This window comes from Alteromonas australica, assembly GCF_000730385.1.
In the GTDB taxonomy this organism is placed as follows: Bacteria; Pseudomonadota; Gammaproteobacteria; order Enterobacterales; family Alteromonadaceae; genus Alteromonas; species Alteromonas australica.
In genome coordinates, this window is sequence record NZ_CP008849.1 from 3,405,714 (window position 1) to 3,423,903 (window position 18,190).

Sequence of the window (18,190 nt, forward strand, 5' to 3'; positions counted from 1 at the left end):
AATGAAAGTGGGAAGTAAGCCCACTTTCATCTTTGCCTCGCGTCGCTCCTGTTCCACCCGCAACTTCTCAGCCCCCTTCTGGCTACGCCCCTTTGGTTAACAAGCTGGTCATGCCCTGATTAAAATGCCTGACCCACTTCATGCTAAATTGACCTTTTGCCGAACGGTTAATGGCAATAACAGCTTCTTTCTTCGACAACAAATTGTCTTCATTGTGAGCACGAGAATGCGTCATGGCATCATAGGTATCAATAATGGCAAGCAATTTTGCGCCTTCACAAATGCCTTCCTCTTTTAAACCAAGCGGGTAGCCTGTGCCGTCGGTGCGCTCATGATGCTGCATAACTATTTTTCGTGCCATGTCCCACTGGTCAAGGTGTTCTAATAATCGCGCACTCTTGTAGACGTGTGACCGCATTAAGTTGAATTCAATTTCACTTAGCGCGTCGCCCTTATGCAGTATTTTTAATGGCATAAAAGCCATACCAAAATCGTGTACATAGCTTGCTACCGCCAATTGATCTTCTTCTATGGGGTTACCCGCAATGTCGTTGATATACATAGCAAGCTTAGCAATTCTATCGCCTCTTCCTGCCCAGTAATTAGAACGCCTCTCAATGGTTTGCATTAAATCGCGAAAGAACAGCACATCTAGCTTCTTCTCGCTACTCATGTCTTTGGGAATGCCGGTGGTCGCCAGCGTGGGGGGTTTAATCTGAACCGTATCAGGGTCACCACCATCAGTGACCACGTCAAGTGCGGGGTTCAGCAGCAATACCGCTTCGGTAAGCAATTTCTCATGCTCAACAGTGTTGTCCGGCGAAATTCGGCTAATGGCTAACACCAATTGCTCGTGTAAGGTATTGTCATACTCAGCTTTGCCTTCTGCCATCACGGCCTCAACAAACGCTTTAACCCTGTCCATTGTTAGTAACACCAAGTCACTCATGGTGCTGGTGTACGATACCTGCCCTTTACGTAAGTAATCGAGTAAGTCTTCTACGTGTTGCAGAAGCGGGATCATAGGCGTGAAATTAACTAAACCTAAATCCCCTTTAATCGTATGTATAGAACGGAAAAGTGCACGTTGCAGTTCGTTGTCTTCGGGACGTAGTTCCAATTCAATGAGTGTTTGTTCACTGGATTCATAGAGCTCGTTTATTTCTTCCATTAAGTCGGAAAGGATGTCTTCTTCTAATTCATCAGGGACGAAAGTCTGCATGTAATAAATCCAGGTTTATGGAGATTGGCTATATCTTGTTTATTGTAAGCGGCTATTCGATTACTTGCCTCATACTAAAGGTGAGTATCTATCATAATTCGTGAAAAATGAATGCCGACTAAGGTGAACATTTTATATTTTTAGTGGAAAGCGGGTCTACACTCATCGGACAAGTGTACGCTGAAACTTACATTATACTGCGCGCGTCACCAGTATTTAGGAGTTGTTTTGATCGCTTTATTACGTGTTCCCCTGTTATTTTTAGCTTTTCTTCTTATTAATCTTGCACTGCTTGTTGTATGTATTTGTCGTCCATTTCACAAAGATAACGTTCATACCGCCGGCAAACTTTACTCCCTAATGGCGAAAATTATGGGGATTAAAATTGTCATCACCAAAGATGACAAGGTGAACGAAACAGAGCCCTACGTGTACATCGCTAACCACCAAAATAGTTATGACATCATTACCATTTGTAAAGCCGCCATGCCAGGTGTGGTGACCATTGGCAAAAAGAGTTTAAAGTGGATACCTATATTCGGTCAGATTTATTGGCTATCAGGCAATATTATGATCGACAGAAAAAACTCCGGTAGAGCAAGAAACACATTAGATATTGCTGCAAATCGGATCGCCAAAAAAAGCACGTCAGTATGGCTCTTTCCTGAAGGGACTCGTAGTTATGGACGGGGGATACTTCCTTTTAAACAAGGCGCATTTCGTTTAGCCAAAAGCACAAACGAACCGGTAGTGATGGTGACGGCCAGTAATCTGCACAATAAGATTAAATGGAACCGTTGGAATAATGGTATTGTGCTTATCGATATTTCAGCCCCTCAAGCATTGACCGACGAAAAAACCGTTAAAGAATGGATGCATTACTTTAATGGCGAAATGAAACAAAAGTTTGAAGCGCTTAATACTCGGGTCGATGAATTGGAAAAAAGCGAGTAAACTTGCGGAAAAATACGAGGCCTAAGTAATATGAACCAGTTTGACGAAAAAGAAGAATGGTACGCGTTCAATCAAGAAACCATTGATGCGCTACTTGAAGATGGTAGCCAAAAAGATGCGACCTATACCATCGAACATCACCTTGCTAGCAACGACTTCGATAAGCTTGAGAAAGCAGCCGTTGACTGCTTTAAAGCAGGCTTTGAAGTGACGGATGCTGAAGAGCTTATGCTGGATGACGGCGGCACTATTTTCTGTTTTGATGCCGTTGTAGAACGCGAACTTGAACGCGAAACACTAGATTCAGATTCTGATGCATTATTGAAGATTGCCGACAAGCACGACGTGCAATACGACGGCTGGGGCACTTACTTTATGCCACGAGGCGACGAGTCTTACGAAGGTGAGGGTGAGTTCTTAGACGATTAATTCTGTGGTTAGTTAAGGCTTGCTTCAGCTTTTATTCATGTATTTCTGCACACAATGGCCCTGTCATTGTTCATCAGGAAAGGATAAAAGCGATGAAAGCTCTAACACACACTTATAAAATGATAGCGGCGCTACTGATTGTTTGTGGCGCTTCCCTACCCATTGCTCATGCATCGCAAGATAATTCAGCGTCGACCGTCAAAGTATCTGTGTCTGAATTTCAGTTTGACACCCCTTATGTAGAGCAAGCCGCCTCTACCAGCGCAGATGCATCGAAACAAAGTGAAAAACACAAACAACGAACGGCGTTAGTCAGCACCAATAACCAATCATATTCGCCATCTTCTTATGTGTATACCAGTGAGTTTTGGATTTACGACAGCTGGGTGACCTTCGACCGCGATATCGATTACGATGGCTACTACTCAGGCTTTACCGTGGAGTTTGATGCCGACACCTACTTTTCAAGTGCCAGAGTGTATGCTGTGCTCTATTTAGGAAGAGATGGGCTTTATGATGCCATACACGTGAGTTCGGAATTCAATATATACGGCGAAGATGCTTCAGACAGCTTTGTGATAGAAAGCACCCTATTAAGTGGCTTTCCTCCCTCAGAATACGATGTACTCGTGGAAATCTATGATGCACACAGTGATGAATTACTCGCCTATAGCGATAGCTACGACGATGCAGACTTAGCTTACTTAAGCTTAGAAAGTGATAATCACGAATATATTTACGAAGATACTGTGGTCATTGTGGAAGAACACGGCGGTAGCACTGGTGTATTCAGCATTCTGGCCTTACTGCTTGCCACGCTTTACCTGAAAAGTAAAAAGTCTCGCACACTAAACTGAACCGGTAAAAATAAACTGTCCAAAAGCTGAACAATCATTGTTCAGCTTTTTGCATTTCTTCCACTATACTAAAGTAGCAACAGCACGCGTTTAACATCACCATACAAGCCGTACCTTATAAGAAACGCCGAGAAGTTAAATGCATATACACCTCCTAGTAAAAGAATAAAGAAGATTTCCTCGGTTAGGTAATCTTGTCATCAGGCTATGATATAGGTGTGCTTTTATGATGAGCTTAAAAAACGTTAACCTACTGCACTTACTCGATAACGCCCAAATTGGCGTGGTTATTCATACGTGGGATACCCAAGTTGTGTATGCCAACCCAGCGGCACTTTCTTTGCTTAATGTGACCCTAGAGCACATCAAAAAGTCTTCAGGATTAGATGAGCAATGGGAATTCATCGATAGGCAGAATCGACGGCTACACAAAGATGAATTCCCTGTAAATAAGGTGATTCGTTTGAATGCCGCTATCAACGAAGAAATCGTGGGGATCGTTTGCAGGCAAACTGGGCAGGTACGTTGGGCAAAAGTGAGTGCCTACCCCGAAACCTACTCAGATACAGAGCTTGGATTTGTGGTGGTTTACTTCACTGAAGTCACCGAACAACTCACCCATTTTTCTTTTGAAGATATCGTGAAAAATGCTCAGGACATGATCATTGTTACAGAAGCGCAAAATGTCACTGGGCCTTTATCGCCGAAGATTATCTATGTTAACGATGCAATATGCCGGGTAAGTGGCTATACACAAGACGAGCTTATTGGTGAAACGCCACGTATTTTTCAGGGCGCCCTTACAGATTCAACTGCAACGTTACGAATTCGAGAAGCGCTGCTGGCAAAAGAATCGGTGACTGAAACCTTACTTAACTATTCAAAAAACGGCACGCCATACTGGGTGGAAATGAACATTTTCCCATTGAAAAACCAACTCGGTGAGGTCACGCATTTTGCGTCGGTTGAGCGGGACGTTAGCACGACTAAATTTCATTCAGAGCAGCTTAATAGCCGCAACCAAGAATTGAAGTTGATAAAGCAAAACTTAGAAACACTCGTGACTGAGCAGACCCGAGAGTTGCGCAATGCTAACGTTAAGCTAGAAAAACTGGCCTATTTCGATGCCCTTACTGACATCCCCAATAGAAGAGCCTTTAACGACGCCTTAGACAAAGCCATTCATTTTGCCCATCGACAGGAATTTGGATTATTGGTAGGTATTGCCGACATAGACCACTTCAAACAGCTTAACGACACCTACGGTCACGGATTTGGTGATGACGTGTTAGTTATATTCGCTAACCTCCTAAAAACTTTTTTCAGACAAGAGGACGGTATCGGTCGACTGGGGGGCGAAGAATTTGGTTTCTGTATGGTGGTACCCAAGGAGCACGATGTAAACTGCGTAGTAGAGCGATTACGAGAAAAAGTAGAAGCGTTACCTTTACGTTATGCTGAGCTCAAAGAAAAGCAATTTACTGTCAGTGTGGGCGCTTACTGCGCGAAAATGTTACAGAACATGACAGCCCGTGAGCTACTGGATATGGCTGACAACGCGTTGTATACCGCAAAGCGTGGAGGCAGAAACCGGGTAGAAGTCATTACTCAAGTTCCCAGCAATACGAAGGCTTGCTGATAAAAATTACGCCCAATAACAAAGCATTAACAAAATAAGTTGGTAAGATAAGAAAAGGGTGCCAAAATTAGTCATAGAGTATCAATGCAGGATAATGTCTATGACAGGGAAATCACCGCATTCCATTTCCCCTACGCAAAATCGAAGAAGTTTTTTAAAGGGCTCGGCTGCATTTGGGGTAACCGCTGGCGTGACGCCATTTGCTATTGGTAAGCCACCCCCTACCATCAGAGTGCTAGGCACTCACGTTACCTTACAAGAAGAGATTCGCCAACAGGCCATGGCCGATTTAGGCATCAATATCGCGTTTCAACCGGGAGGTAGTGCCGCCGTATTGCAAAAAGCGTCAATGGCCCCCCATTCCTTTGATTTATATGAGCAGTGGTCGAACAGCATTAATGTACTATGGCGTTCGAAAGCCATCCAGCCGATTGAGAAAAAGAAGCTAACCTATTGGGAGGAAATAAACTCGCTAACGAAAACCGGAAAAATAACCCCCAACGCCCAAATGGGTGCCGGTGACGCGCCGCATAAAATTTTACACATCCAAGAGGATGGCAAACTGGGTGTGAACCATACCGACCACATTAGCTTTCTTCCCTATGTGCACAATGTGGATTCGTTTGGTTACAACCTTAACACTCTGCCAGAGGGCCTCAAAAGTCAGCCTGAAAGCTGGGGCTGGTTGTTAGATAGCCGAAACTCAGGAAAAGTCGCCATTGTGAATGACCCTACCATAGGGTTATTTGATTTAGCCCTAGCCGCTGAAGCAAAAGGCTACGTAACCTTCAATGATATTGGCGCCATGACCAAAATTGAATTAGACGACTTATTTACTGTGCTTATCGAGCTGTCTCAGTTAAATCACTTCAGCGGCTTTTGGACATCAGTGCCTGAATCTGTGCAGTTTATGCAGAGCAAGCGCGTTAATATTGAGAGCATGTTTTCCCCTGCGGTATCCGCCCTCAATAGCCAAAACCTTCCCGTGCGCTTTGCTGCCCCAAAAGAAGGTTATCGAGGCTGGCACGGAGTAATGTGTTTATCTTCAGCGGTGAATGGGCGAAACAAAGATGCAGCATACGACTATATGAACTGGTGGCTATCAGGTTGGCCTGGCGCATTTATCGCCCGGCAGGGCTATTATATTTCTAACCCGCAACGTTCTGCCGCTCACTTAAGCCAAGCCGAATGGGATTATTGGTATAAAGGGTTACCCGCCCAAGAGCCCCTGGCAGGAACTGATGGCCGAATTAGTGTACAAAAAGGGAGCCAACGTACAGGGGGAAGCTACGAAGATAGATTTAGTCATGTTGCAGTGTGGAATACGGTTATGCCAACCTATGAGTACAGTCTGCAAAAATGGTATGAATTCATTACCTCATAGATGCTACAGACAGCATCTGAAGATAATTAAAAATAATAGGCGTATAGCTACATATGCTCGCATCAATAAGAACACAGTTAGTGCTCGTTTTAATTGCATTGGTCACCCTACTGCTGCTGCAGAGCTATATTGCCAGGGAAAATCAAGCTGCTTTAATTAAAGGAATGACGGCAACCAGTACCGCCGTTGTGGATGTTGGCTTAGTCAAAGAATTGGAAAGAGACGTACTGGACTTACAGCGCAATGTGCTCATCTTTAAAGAAAATGCCAGCCAGTCTGCGGTGACCCGTTTTGAACGGCTCATGACCACCATTAATGAAAAATTAGACACACTATCTCAATCTCAAGTGTCACTGAATGCAGAAAACAATAACTTTGTACTCACACGTATGCGTGAACACCTTAGTGCGTATCAAGAAAACTTTAAGCAAGTGGTTGACGCACGTCGTCAACGTGACGATTTACTGGTGGATGGCACCCTCGCTGATATTGTGGTGATAGAAAGGGTCCTGGAAGAAGCCGAGTCGTCGGCGGCTTTTCCTACTCAACTTATTGAAGCCATTAAACGTCAGATTGGCGTAGCAGAAAACGCTGCCCTGCAATATATGATAAAGCCCGATATGCTGTTAATGACTCAGTTTAACAGTGCGATTGCAGCGGTGAGAGCGATGGCTATCCCCCAGGGTGACACTGAAAGCAAACTTATCTATCGGCTAGAAAAAGCCGAAGAGGACTTTTTTACGCTAACGCAAATTACCCAAGGAAATTTGTTTTTAGTTAACGTCGTGATGGCGGGCTCTGCCAACGAATTTTTATATCTTAGCGGTGAGTTAGCCAACCAGGTAACATCCCATACGAACTCGATTGCGCAAGAGACGTTTTCGGTGGCTGAAACCACGCAACGAAATGGGGAGTTATTTTCGCTTATTGCCGTTCTACTTGCCCTAGCAGGGGCAGTATTTACTGTACACAGGATACTTGGCCCTATTCGTTCTATCACCCAAGTGTTTAATAGGCTTTCTGAGGGCGATAAGGTTTCCAGCATTCCTGGCATCACCCGTAAAGATGAAATTGGTAATCTCGCGAAGGCTGCCAGCGTATTTAGTGGTAAAAACAAGCAAACTAAACGCTTGCTTGAAGAGGCGCAAGAACTCAATACCCGCTTGGAAACGTTAAACAAAGCACTGATTGAATCCAAGCAAAAAGCAGAACAAGCGACGGCATCAAAAAGCATGTTTTTGGCCAATATGAGTCATGAGATTCGCACGCCAATGAATGGCATAATAGGGTTGATTGAATTGGCACAACAGCACCAGATATCTGAAAAAGTGCGCGGATACTTAGATAAAGCGGCCTACTCCAGCCAAATACTAATGAGTGTGATCAACGATATTCTCGACTTCTCAAAAATTGAAGCCGGTAAGCTAAAAATTGAAGAAGTGAACTTTTCTCTCCACTCGCTATTCGACAACCTCATTGCGGTTATTGCCCTTCGTGCCAAGGAAAAAAACCTTTCTGTGCGGCTAGACGTTGCACCAGATTTGCCCCCTCATGTCATTGGTGACCCGCTGCGTATTGCGCAAATTCTTATGAATATCGGAAATAACGCGGTGAAGTTCACCGAGCAAGGAAGTATTACCATTAAATTTGACGGTAAGGTCGATAGCGCTAACGAGAAACTTAATTTAATTATGGAAATTCAAGACTCTGGTATCGGCATGACAAACGCACAACTAGGGCGAATTTTTAACCCGTTTACTCAAGCCGATGGGTCAACGAACAGAAAATTCGGTGGCACAGGCTTGGGGCTAGCCATTGTGAAACAACTCACCGATTTAATGGGGGGCAAACTGTCTGCCGCTTCCCAAGAAGGCAAAGGCAGTCAATTTATGGTGTCTATTCCCCTTCGCGTTTACCCTAATCAGGGGGGAATTTTAGCGGCTACCCCACAACTTCCTAAAAACAGCCTTTACCTAACCGGTGCACCATTACTTGCTGACACCTACCTTCAAACTTTGAGCCTAAGCCCAACACAAAGGCTGTCTATAGAAAAGGCAAAACAAGGTGAAGCATTAAGCCCCTATATGTTAGTGGACATTCCTAACTTTGCTGTATTTAGAGAAAACATAGGATGGCTAAAGGAGTTACAGGAAAATGGGAAACGAATTGGCCTTATTTCCGATACCATTGGCACTGCGCTACACAACAAATACAGCCATTTATGGAAAGGCCCGCTGCTAACCCACCCCTTTACCCCTCAGCAGTTTGAACAATTCATTCACTTCGTTCTCAGTGACAATAATACCCATGAACACAAACGCGCCCAAGACGACAACATCGATACCAAACTAGAAGGCCATTTACTTCTGGTAGAAGACAACAATATTAATCAAATTGTGACCGGCGAGATATTAACGGGGCTGGGCGTCACCTTTGATATTGCCGAAGATGGTAAACAGGCTGTGCAAAAGGTAGGCAACGCGCCACATTACGACGTGGTACTCATGGACGTTCAAATGCCCGTTATGGACGGTTTCGAAGCCACAAAAGCATTGCGGGAAAAAGGGTTCACTACTTTGCCCATCATAGGGCTGAGTGCGAATGCTATGAAGGAAGACAGGAAAAGTGCGATTGATATTGGCATGGACGATTACCTTACCAAACCCATCAAGCGAAAAGCGTTGATTGATATGTTAAAACGTTACCTATAAAAAAAGCTGCCAGAGGGCAGCTTTCTTTAACAATGCAGTGACTTACAACGCTTTGATAGTCTCGAACTGCTCTTTAAGCTTGGCAAGGGCTTTCTCACCCTCTTCTAGCTTACCCCGTTCTTTTTCAATAACCGCTTCTGGTGCATTACTTACGAACTTCTCATTACCCAATTTGCCACGAGTACGAGAAACATCTTTCTCGATTTTCTCCATGGCCTTAGTAATACGAGCAAGCTCTGCGTCTTTATCGATAAGCCCTGCCATTGGGATAAGAATTTCCATCTCGCCTACAAGCGCAGTGGCGCTGGCTGGTGCTTCTTCACCGTCTTTTAAGATAGTGACGGTTTCAAGCTTAGAAAGCTTATCGAGGAATGCTTTAGCCGCATCAAGACGACGGGCGTCTTCATCGCTTACGTTTTTAAGCAGCGCGTTAAGCGGTTTGTTTGGCGAGATATCCATTTCACCGCGGATATTACGAATACCCACGATAAACTTCTTCACCCACTCGATATCAGCAAGTACTTTGTCGTCTTGTTTTGCTGCATCAACCTCAGGGAATGCCTGAACCATAATGCTTGCACCTTCCTCCACCTTAAGTGCACTTAGTGGCACAACACGCTGCCAGATAGTGTCGGTGATAAATGGCATTAGCGGGTGCAACATGCGAAGCAGGCTTTCAAGTACGTTAATCAGCGTATGACGTGTACCGCGCTTTTCAGCGTCGGTGCTGGCATCGTTGCTAAGCACAGGCTTGGTCAACTCTAGATACCAGTCGCAGAATTGGTTCCAGGTAAACTCGTAAACCGTTTGCGCAGCAATATCGAAGCGATAGTCTTCAAGGGCTTTTTCAAACTCTACCAACGTTTGTTGAAACTTCGCCCAAATCCAGCGATCGGCCATGCTAAGCACCATCTCGCCGCCGTCACGACCAGTGTCGTGCTCTTCTGTGTTCATCAATACGAAACGCGATGCATTCCAAATTTTGTTACAGAAGTTGCGGTAGCCTTCAACGCGGGCCATATCAAAGTTGATATCGCGGCTGGTTGACGCCATAGCTGCAAAGGTAAAGCGAAGTGCGTCTGTACCGTAGGCCTGAATGCCGTCAGGGAACTGTTTACGGGTACGTTTAGCTATCTTTTCAGCCAGCTGAGGCTGCATCATGCCAGCGGTACGTTTAGTCACTAAAGACTCAATATCAATACCGTCAATCAAATCGATGGGGTCAAGCACGTTACCCTTCGACTTTGACATTTTATCGCCGTTCTCATCGCGGATAAGACCGGTAATATAGATATCTTTAAATGGAATTTTGCCGGTGAATTTCTTGGTCATCATGATCATTCTGGCAACCCAGAAGAAAATAATGTCAAAGCCAGTTACTAGCACTGACGACGGCACAAAGGTTTCAAGATCTGGCGTTTCTTCTGGCCAGCCCATGGTCGCGAACGGCCATAGTGCACTTGAGAACCAGGTATCAAGTACATCGTCGTCTTGTGAAAGGGTGACATCACTGCCAAGGCCGTGCTTTTCACGGACTTCTTCTTCCGTGCGACCAACAAAAACCTTACCGTTTTCGTCGTACCATGCTGGAATGCGGTGTCCCCACCACAGCTGACGTGAAATACACCAGTCTTGAATGTTGTGCATCCACTGGTAATAGGTTTTGTTCCAGTTTTCTGGTACAAAACGAATTTCGCCACTTTCTACCGCTTCAATAGCCGGCTTAGCAAGAGACTCAACCGCCACATACCACTGGTCAGTTAAGTATGGTTCGATAACCGCACCCGTTCTGTCGCCGCGTGGCACTTTAAGCTTGTGCGGCTCAATCTTAACCAACGAGCCTTGGGCGTCTAAATCAGCCACAATTTGTTTACGGGCGTCGAAACGATCTAAACCACGGTACGCTTCTGGCGCATCATCGTTAATTTTCGCATCGTCGGTAAGAATGTTGATCATAGGTAGGTTGTGACGCTTACCCATGTCGTAGTCATTGAAATCGTGAGCAGGCGTAATTTTCACGCAGCCTGTACCGAATTCTTGATCGACATAGTCATCAGCAATCACAGGAATTAAACGGCCAGTAATCGGCAGTTTGATTTCTTTGCCAATAAAGCCCTGATAACGCTCGTCATCTGGGTGTACAGCAACCGCTGTATCACCTAGCATGGTTTCAGGGCGTGTTGTCGCTACCACTAGCTCACCGCTACCGTCAGCTAACGGATAGCGCATGTGCCACATGTGGCCGTCTTCTTCTTCGTTTAATACTTCTAAGTCTGATACCGCCGTGTGAAGCACAGGGTCCCAGTTAACCAAACGCTTACCGCGATAAATAAGACCTTCTTCGTGCAGTTTCACGAAAACTTCAGTCACGGCTTTAGACAGATCTTCATCCATGGTGAACACTTCGCGAGACCAATCAGGCGACGTACCTAAACGGCGCATTTGACCGGTAATAGTACCGCCACTGTGCTCTTTCCATTCCCACACTTTTTTGATGAAGTCTTCACGACCTAAATCGTGGCGGGTCTTGCCTTCGGCGTTAAGTTGGCGCTCTACCACCATTTGGGTAGCAATACCGGCGTGGTCAGTGCCCACTTGCCATAGCGTATTATCGCCCTTCATGCGGTGATAACGGGTTAAGGCATCCATAATGGTTTGCTGGAAACCATGGCCCATGTGAAGACTACCGGTTACGTTTGGTGGCGGAAGCAAAATACAATATGGGTCGCCGCTACCTGAAGCTTTAAACAAACCCGCTTCTTCCCATGACTTATAGCATTGCTGCTCGATGGATTGCGGTTCAAAGGTTTTATCCATTACTTACTCTCAAATTTTACGCATAAACTGGAAGTACACTACGATGATGCAGATTGGAACTGCATACTACATCCGGCCTGCTGATAATTTTTATAGCGCACCCGCGCGGCTTGTTTTGCCTTTTCATCCACGGGTACAAAATCGATAATTTTTCGGTGATTGTTCGGTGACGGGATCATGCCTGACCCTACATTAACCACCATTTGACGCCTCGCTACCTGCTGCGGTTGCCAACATATTTCTACAGGTGTGCCAGATGGTGGCCCCTCCCCATACAAATTGTGTGGCACGAAACGATCTGCAGGCAGTTGCCAAAGCAACTCATCAACCTGCTCAGCTTGTGCTTTTGTATCGCAAAGCACGCTTATTTTTTGCTTATTGGCATAGGCATCGGCAATAAGCCTGCTGGCTTTTGCCGTTACACCATTGTCGCTATCGACAAGCTGATAAAACACGACTTGAGGCATCGTGTATTAGTCCTCTAGCTTAATGCCAGCACGGTTCATAATGAACTGTGAGAGCATAGGTACAGGACGACCTGTAGCCCCTTTGTTCTTGCCACTGCGCCAAGCTGTACCGGCAATATCAAGGTGCGCCCAGTTGTACTTTTTAGTGAAACGTGACAAGAAACAACCTGCTGTTATTGAACCGGCGGGACGTCCACCAAGGTTCGTCATATCAGCAAACGGGCTTTCTAGCTGTTCTTGATAGTCATCCCATAATGGCAAGCGCCATGCGCGGTCAGAGCTTTGTTCAGATGCATTTAATAACTCATGGGCAAGTGGGTTGTGCGTGCTCATTACCGCCGTGGCGTGGTGACCCAAAGCAATAATGGCCGCCCCCGTCAGGGTAGCAACGTCTACGACCAATTCTGGGTCGAAGCGTTCCACGTAAGTTAGCGCATCGCACAATACCAAACGGCCTTCTGCATCCGTATTAAGTACTTCAACGGTTTGACCCGACATGGTAGTTAGGATGTCACCTGGGCGATACGCTTTGCCGTCTGGCATGTTTTCACAGCCTGCTAGCACGCCAATAACGTTAATAGGCAGGTTAAGCGCCGCGATAGTATGCATGGTACCTAATACGCCTGCAGCGCCGCCCATGTCATATTTCATTTCGTCCATGGCTTCGCCTGGCTTAATTGAAATGCCGCCTGAATCGAAGGTTAAGCCTTTACCTACAAGCACAATTGGCGCTTGATCGGCTGGCCCACCACGATGATGCATAATGCTCATCATGCTTTCGTTTTCCGAACCCCGACCCACAGCCAAATAGGCCTGCATGCCCAATTCTGCCATTTGGGTTTCATCCACCACTTCTGCGGTTACGCTGTCATATTGACTCGCCAACGCTTGTGCTTGTTGCCACAAGTACGCTGGATTACAAATGTTCGGCGGCATGTTCGCCACGTCTTTGGTCACTTTGGCACCGCGAGCAACCGCCAGACCATGTTCCACTGCACGCTCGCCTACCGTGAGTTCGCGACGAGTAGGTACGTTAAATACGATTTTACGTAAGGGACGACGAGGCTCACCCTTTTTGGTTTTTAATTGCAAAAAGGTGTATAGAGAATCTTCGGTGGCTTCAACGGCTTGGCGCACCTTCCAGTATGTATCGCGCCCTTTAACGTGAAGTTCAGTTAAGAAGCAAACGGCTTCCATAGAGCCGGTTTCATTTAAGGTTTTAATCGTTTTGGCGATGATATTCTTGTATTGACGTTCATCGAGTTCACGTTCTTTACCACAACCGACAAGAAGCACACGCTCACTCAGTACATTGGGGACATTATGTAACAGCAACATCTGCCCGGCCTTACCTTCTAGGTCGCCACGACGCAATAAATTGCTAATGTACCCTTCACTGATTTCGTCTAGTTGTTCAGCCACCGCCGTTAGGCGACGCGGCTCGAAGACACCCACAACAATACAGGCACTGCGTTGTTTTTCAGGACTGCCACTTTTTACACTAAACTCCACGATATCACCTCGTTTTTCGTCGTTTATGGTTTGCACGATGACTAAAATCACGTAACGTTTCGCGCTGCTTTATGTTTTAATACGCAGCATAACCTTTTAGCTCGCTGCAATTCACGCTTAGCCACCTATCAAATATAGGTTGTATTTGCGTCAACACACCATGCAAACGGTTTCTGATTGCAGGCAAAACGTGTAAAAACGGAAGTTTAAACAAAATTGTGCTTTCTTTCACTAAAATTCATCATTTTCCGGAAGGGCTGAGATGCTGATATTCCGCTATTTACTTAAGGAAACGCTAAAATCTCAGTTAGCGATTTTCTTCATTTTAATGGCAATTTTTGTCACGTTAAGATTTGTGCGCGTACTAGGTGACGCCTCAGACGGAGATATACCTGCCGGCTTGGTACTCGGTTTCCTGGGTTTATATGCGCCCATACTCGCCTCCCTCGTTCTACCGATAAGCGCCTACTTAGGCATTATGCTGGCCCACGGTAGGCTTTATGTGGATAGCGAAATGACCGTAATGCGCGCATGTGGCATAAGCGAATGGTACATCACACGGGTGATGTTGTTTTTGTCTGTGCTTATCATGATAGTTACCGGTGCCATTACCCTGTATTTTGCACCTTTAGCTGCAGAAAACGAATACCAATTAAGGGAAAAGGCCCGTAACGAAGCCGGACTATCAGCGCTAATACCGGGGCGATTCCAGCAAACGGGCAACGAAAAAGCGGTCATATTTGTTCATGACATCGATACCGACGATGGCCTTAGACGGGTGTTTTTATCGCAAAACCAAGCAGATAACAATGACAAACAAGTGCGCGTGGTTTACGCCCAGACGGGACAAGTGGCTAATAATCCAGACGGAACCCGAAACCTTGTATTAAAAGAGGGTGTGCAATACGAGGGGGAACAGTCGGCAAAAGCGTACCGAAAAGTAGAGTTTGACGAATATCAAATCCAAATTGCCGATAAGCCCGCAGAAGAGGCGCGAAGAAAAGTCAGCGTGCTCCCCACCGCAGAGCTATGGCAAGACGACAGTATTGAAGCTAGGGCTGAGCTACAGTGGCGCATAGCAATTCCGTTATCTATCCCCTTTCTAGTACTCATTGCTGTGCCATTAAGCTCAGTAGACCCTCGACAAGGGCGTTTCGGAAAGATGTTTCCAGCTATCCTGCTCTATTTGGGGTATTTCCTATTGTTGTTAGCAAGTAGACGGGTGCTTGAAGACGGCAAAATGCCGCCACAACTTGGCCTGTGGTGGGTACATACCATCATGCTGATTATTGGAATAGCATTGATCGTTAGAGATAGGAAAACAGGTACACAGTTGCGAGCCTGGGTATTAGGAAAAAAATAATGTTTAAGATCCTCGATTTATACATTGCCCGCACGCTGTTAGGCACAGTGGCCGTCACCCTCTCGGTACTCATTGGTTTAAGTGCACTCATTAAGTTTGTAGAACAACTTAGAAAAGTAGGCGAAGGCGACTACGATATGATGGTGGCCTTCCTGTATGTATTGCTAAGTTTACCCCGAGATTTAGAACAGTTTTTCCCCATGGCAACGTTATTAGGCGGCCTTATTGGTATGGGGGTACTGGCTAGTAACAGTGAGCTTGTGGTGATGCAAGCGGCGGGCATGAGCCGTTGGAATATTATTAATTCGGCCATGAAGTCAGCCACCTTAATGATTTTGCTGGTGATGGCGGTAGGAGAATGGGTAACGCCCTTTAGTGAGTCGAAAGCCAAAGAAATACGAACCGAAGCCATTTCAGGGGGAAGCTTGTTTTCTTCTGATCAATTGGTTTGGGCGAAAGATGGCGAACACTTTGTCAGTATTGGGCAGGTTCTCAGCCGAGATTCATTACAAGATATTACCATTTTCGACTTCGACGACACCTTGGCTTTGGAAAGCATTACCTACGCCGCCGAAGGAAGCTTTGACGGTGATGGTTGGTGGCTTGAGGGTGTTGACGTAACGCGCTTCGGCGACAACCAAGTCACATTAGATAATCAAGCTCGTATCCGTTGGAACTCAACCCTTACCCCCGATAAGCTAGGCATTGTAGCGGTAAAACCAGAAGCGTTGTCTATTACAGGGCTAATTGACTATATCGCCTACCTTGATAACAATGACCAAGACCCTTCTCGCTACGAGCTAGCGTTATGGCGCAAGATACTTCAGCCCGTTTCAGTGGGAGTTATGCTGCTGATGGCCTTGTCGTTTATTTTCGGCCCGCTGCGTAGCGTCACCATGGGCGCTAGGGTGATTATGGGCGTATTAACCGGCTTTGGCTTTTTCATCTTAAACGAAGTATTTGGCCCTTTGAGTTTGGTGTATCAACTGCCACCTTATTTGGGCGCAATACTACCAAGCATGCTTTTTGCCGCAATTGCAGCACTGATGCTGCGAAAATAGCTAGTAGATTGAGGCGACAACGCTAGCTTCAATCGCTAGCGGTTACCAGCTTTTATGGTCGTTCGCTTCTTTGGTCAGTTTCAACACTTCGGTTTTCGCTAAGCGGTCTTGCAGCGATTGTTTGTGCTTAAAATCGAACAGTACTAACAATGTGCCCAAACCGCCCAACGATGCCACAAGGCGAATAAGCAAACGCGGCCAAGTCATTGGCTCTTCTACGGTGCTGTATATCCGTAAACGCCATGCTCGCATACCCAAGGTTTGCCCACCTCTTCGCCAAAACCATAAGAAAAACCCAGCTATCCACATCCCTACCCAAGTTTGAATAAGCAGTTTATAAGTCGACGAAGCCTGAATCAGGTCGGCAGGTTCAGCATAGCCTTGTAGGTCTAGCGCGCCGTTTTTCAGCATAACCACTAACGTGACTATCATCACCATCGCTGCGCACATGCCTACCGCAGTAGCCACTAGTGTGTCGTAAATCATGGCAAGCAGCCTGCGAAAAAAGCCGGCTCTCATACCCACAGGTGGGGCGTTTTCACCCTCGATGTTGTTGTTTATCGCTGTTTTTCTGCGGCCTGCAGAAGTGTGCCTATTTGATATTTTAGATGACGACTTGCTGTTTTTCACACTATTTCCGATTGAATAATCTCCTTGTTAAGTTTGACACAACAGCTAGGGAGTATAAACATTTACTCGCATTAAAAGAGAGACATAAAACACTAATTACTGGGAATAAAACTGTCATTAGCAGCATTTTTCAATATAATTGTATTGTTATGCGGTACAAAATCCCTGGTAAGTAAAGTTAGGAAAAACTATGTTAGAGGCAGGAAGTTCAAAGCAAGGTATACAGGTCATCTCACGGGCGGTAAAAGTGCTTCGCGCTTTAGAAGGTAAGCCAGACGGCTTAAGTTTAAGTGCTATTGCTAATGAAGTTGATTTACCTCGTTCAACAGTTCAGCGTATTGTAGGTGCACTCGCAACTGAGGGTTTTTTAATTTCAGCCAGTCCGACTTCACGAGTGCGCTTAGGGCCAAGTTTGGTGTCGTTAGGCTCTGCGGCAAAAGTCGATATAGACAGAGTGATCCTGCCCTACATGAAACGCCTCTCGAAAGAAATAGAGGAAACCGTGGATTTGTCGGTACAAGATGGCAATGCCATGATATTTATTGATCAAGTTATTGCCGACTCACAAAAACTTCGCGCCGTGTCTGGTGTGGGTGATGCATTCCCTATTCATTCTTGCGCAAATGGCAAAGCCATTCTAGCCAGTAAACCTGACAACGAAGTTGCCGCCATACTGGCTAATGCCAGCTTCACAAAACTAACCCCATACACCTTGTCTGAAGCGTCTTCTTTACAACTTGAAATTGAGAAAATACGCAAAAAAGGCGTGGCCTTTGATAGAGAAGAACATTGCGAGGGAGTGTGCGCAATAGGCATTGCCATTGAAGATCCATATGGCCGCAACATTGCTATCTCTATTCCCATTCCGTCGGTAAGATTTAACAGAAATAAACGGGAAATTTCAGATAAGCTCATTGAATACAAAGCCATTATTGAAAAAGCATTGGGCGCCAGCTTGCAATAATTTGAAGCACAATGGTTCACCGACACGGGATTATACAAAAGGGCACCACGTGTGCCCTTTAATTTACCCAAACCCTTGGCTTAAAAAGGGGTTAACCCCTATTATCTCAGTTCTACAAATAGTCTAGGTTATCGATTATTTTGCTGCGCTACCCAATAGGCAGCGCAATACAATACTAAG

At 45.7% G+C, this 18,190-nt stretch carries 14 protein-coding genes; 9 read left to right on the plus strand and 5 right to left on the minus strand.

Features of this window, described 5'->3' with window-relative positions; translation table 11 throughout:
- Positions 1 to 82: 82 nt before the first annotated feature.
- Positions 83 to 1,222: an HD-GYP domain-containing protein gene (locus tag EP13_RS14930; RefSeq protein ID WP_044057983.1), complete on the minus strand. Its 1,140-nt coding sequence runs from the start codon at positions 1,220 to 1,222 to the stop codon at positions 83 to 85.
- A 228-nt stretch (positions 1,223 to 1,450) separates the two neighbouring features.
- On the opposite strand from EP13_RS14930, the gene EP13_RS14935 reads away from it, so the two are divergent.
- From EP13_RS14935 to EP13_RS14960, 6 genes are all read left to right on the plus strand, one after another.
- The gene (locus tag EP13_RS14935; protein WP_044057984.1) at positions 1,451 to 2,176 is read left to right on the plus strand and encodes a 1-acylglycerol-3-phosphate O-acyltransferase; all 726 of its coding nucleotides are present in this window, start codon (positions 1,451 to 1,453) and stop codon (positions 2,174 to 2,176) included.
- A gap of 30 nt (positions 2,177 to 2,206) precedes the next feature.
- Complete coding sequence (gene rraB / locus EP13_RS14940; protein WP_044057985.1) at positions 2,207 to 2,605, plus strand: ribonuclease E inhibitor RraB; 399 nt, start codon at positions 2,207 to 2,209, stop codon at positions 2,603 to 2,605.
- A gap of 92 nt (positions 2,606 to 2,697) precedes the next feature.
- Positions 2,698 to 3,462, plus strand: coding sequence for a choice-of-anchor H family protein (locus EP13_RS14945; protein WP_044057986.1), 765 nt, complete (start codon positions 2,698 to 2,700; stop codon positions 3,460 to 3,462).
- Positions 3,463 to 3,688: 226 nt separating this feature from the next.
- Positions 3,689 to 5,101, plus strand: a complete 1,413-nt coding sequence (locus tag EP13_RS14950) for a sensor domain-containing diguanylate cyclase (protein WP_231497876.1) — start codon at positions 3,689 to 3,691, stop codon at positions 5,099 to 5,101.
- A gap of 100 nt (positions 5,102 to 5,201) precedes the next feature.
- Positions 5,202 to 6,485: an ABC transporter substrate-binding protein gene (locus EP13_RS14955; protein WP_044057987.1), complete on the plus strand. Its 1,284-nt coding sequence runs from the start codon at positions 5,202 to 5,204 to the stop codon at positions 6,483 to 6,485.
- Positions 6,486 to 6,538: 53 nt separating this feature from the next.
- Complete coding sequence (locus EP13_RS14960) at positions 6,539 to 9,196, plus strand: ATP-binding protein (protein WP_044057988.1); 2,658 nt, start codon at positions 6,539 to 6,541, stop codon at positions 9,194 to 9,196.
- Between the two features lie 42 nt (positions 9,197 to 9,238).
- Here EP13_RS14960 and EP13_RS14965 read toward each other — a convergent pair whose 3' ends face one another.
- Genes EP13_RS14965 through pepA form a run of 3 tightly spaced genes read right to left on the minus strand, consistent with a single transcriptional unit; the run spans position 9,239 to position 13,992 of the window.
- Positions 9,239 to 12,013: a valine--tRNA ligase gene (locus tag EP13_RS14965; protein ID WP_044057989.1), complete on the minus strand. Its 2,775-nt coding sequence runs from the start codon at positions 12,011 to 12,013 to the stop codon at positions 9,239 to 9,241.
- Positions 12,014 to 12,051: 38 nt separating this feature from the next.
- Positions 12,052 to 12,480 carry a DNA polymerase III subunit chi gene (locus EP13_RS14970; protein WP_044057990.1) on the minus strand — a complete coding sequence of 143 codons (429 nt, stop codon included), beginning with the start codon at positions 12,478 to 12,480 and terminating at the stop codon, positions 12,052 to 12,054.
- Between the two features lie 6 nt (positions 12,481 to 12,486).
- The gene (gene pepA, locus EP13_RS14975; protein WP_044059042.1) at positions 12,487 to 13,992 is read right to left on the minus strand and encodes a leucyl aminopeptidase; all 1,506 of its coding nucleotides are present in this window, start codon (positions 13,990 to 13,992) and stop codon (positions 12,487 to 12,489) included.
- Between the two features lie 262 nt (positions 13,993 to 14,254).
- On the opposite strand from pepA, the gene lptF reads away from it, so the two are divergent.
- Both lptF and lptG read left to right on the plus strand, forming a co-directional pair.
- Positions 14,255 to 15,355 carry an LPS export ABC transporter permease LptF gene (gene lptF, locus EP13_RS14980; RefSeq protein WP_044057991.1) on the plus strand — a complete coding sequence of 367 codons (1,101 nt, stop codon included), beginning with the start codon at positions 14,255 to 14,257 and terminating at the stop codon, positions 15,353 to 15,355.
- Complete coding sequence (lptG, locus tag EP13_RS14985) at positions 15,355 to 16,416, plus strand: LPS export ABC transporter permease LptG (protein WP_044057992.1); 1,062 nt, start codon at positions 15,355 to 15,357, stop codon at positions 16,414 to 16,416. Before lptF ends, lptG begins: the two co-directional genes overlap by 1 nt.
- Positions 16,417 to 16,458: 42 nt before the next feature.
- Here lptG and EP13_RS14990 read toward each other — a convergent pair whose 3' ends face one another.
- Positions 16,459 to 16,935, minus strand: a complete 477-nt coding sequence (locus EP13_RS14990) for an RDD family protein (protein ID WP_044059043.1) — start codon at positions 16,933 to 16,935, stop codon at positions 16,459 to 16,461.
- Between the two features lie 301 nt (positions 16,936 to 17,236).
- Between EP13_RS14990 and EP13_RS14995 the strand changes: the two genes are divergently transcribed.
- Positions 17,237 to 18,010 carry an IclR family transcriptional regulator gene (locus tag EP13_RS14995; protein WP_044057993.1) on the plus strand — a complete coding sequence of 258 codons (774 nt, stop codon included), beginning with the start codon at positions 17,237 to 17,239 and terminating at the stop codon, positions 18,008 to 18,010.
- Positions 18,011 to 18,190 lie beyond the last annotated feature (180 nt).

Bases quoted from the DNA above. Each gene is read 5' to 3' on its own strand.
- EP13_RS14930 (WP_044057983.1), bottom strand. From the start codon at position 1,222: ATGCAGACTTTCGTCCCTGATGAATTAGAAGAAGACATCCTTTCCGAC.
- rraB (WP_044057985.1), top strand. From the start codon at position 2,207: ATGAACCAGTTTGACGAAAAAGAAGAATGGTACGCGTTCAATCAAGAA.
- EP13_RS14945 (WP_044057986.1), top strand. From the start codon at position 2,698: ATGAAAGCTCTAACACACACTTATAAAATGATAGCGGCGCTACTGATT.
- EP13_RS14950 (WP_231497876.1), top strand. From the start codon at position 3,689: ATGATGAGCTTAAAAAACGTTAACCTACTGCACTTACTCGATAACGCC.
- EP13_RS14955 (WP_044057987.1), top strand. From the start codon at position 5,202: ATGACAGGGAAATCACCGCATTCCATTTCCCCTACGCAAAATCGAAGA.
- EP13_RS14960 (WP_044057988.1), top strand. From the start codon at position 6,539: ATGCTCGCATCAATAAGAACACAGTTAGTGCTCGTTTTAATTGCATTG.
- EP13_RS14965 (WP_044057989.1), bottom strand. From the start codon at position 12,013: ATGGATAAAACCTTTGAACCGCAATCCATCGAGCAGCAATGCTATAAG.
- EP13_RS14970 (WP_044057990.1), bottom strand. From the start codon at position 12,480: ATGCCTCAAGTCGTGTTTTATCAGCTTGTCGATAGCGACAATGGTGTA.
- lptF (WP_044057991.1), top strand. From the start codon at position 14,255: ATGCTGATATTCCGCTATTTACTTAAGGAAACGCTAAAATCTCAGTTA.
- lptG (WP_044057992.1), top strand. From the start codon at position 15,355: ATGTTTAAGATCCTCGATTTATACATTGCCCGCACGCTGTTAGGCACA.
- EP13_RS14990 (WP_044059043.1), bottom strand. From the start codon at position 16,935: ATGAGAGCCGGCTTTTTTCGCAGGCTGCTTGCCATGATTTACGACACA.
- EP13_RS14995 (WP_044057993.1), top strand. From the start codon at position 17,237: ATGTTAGAGGCAGGAAGTTCAAAGCAAGGTATACAGGTCATCTCACGG.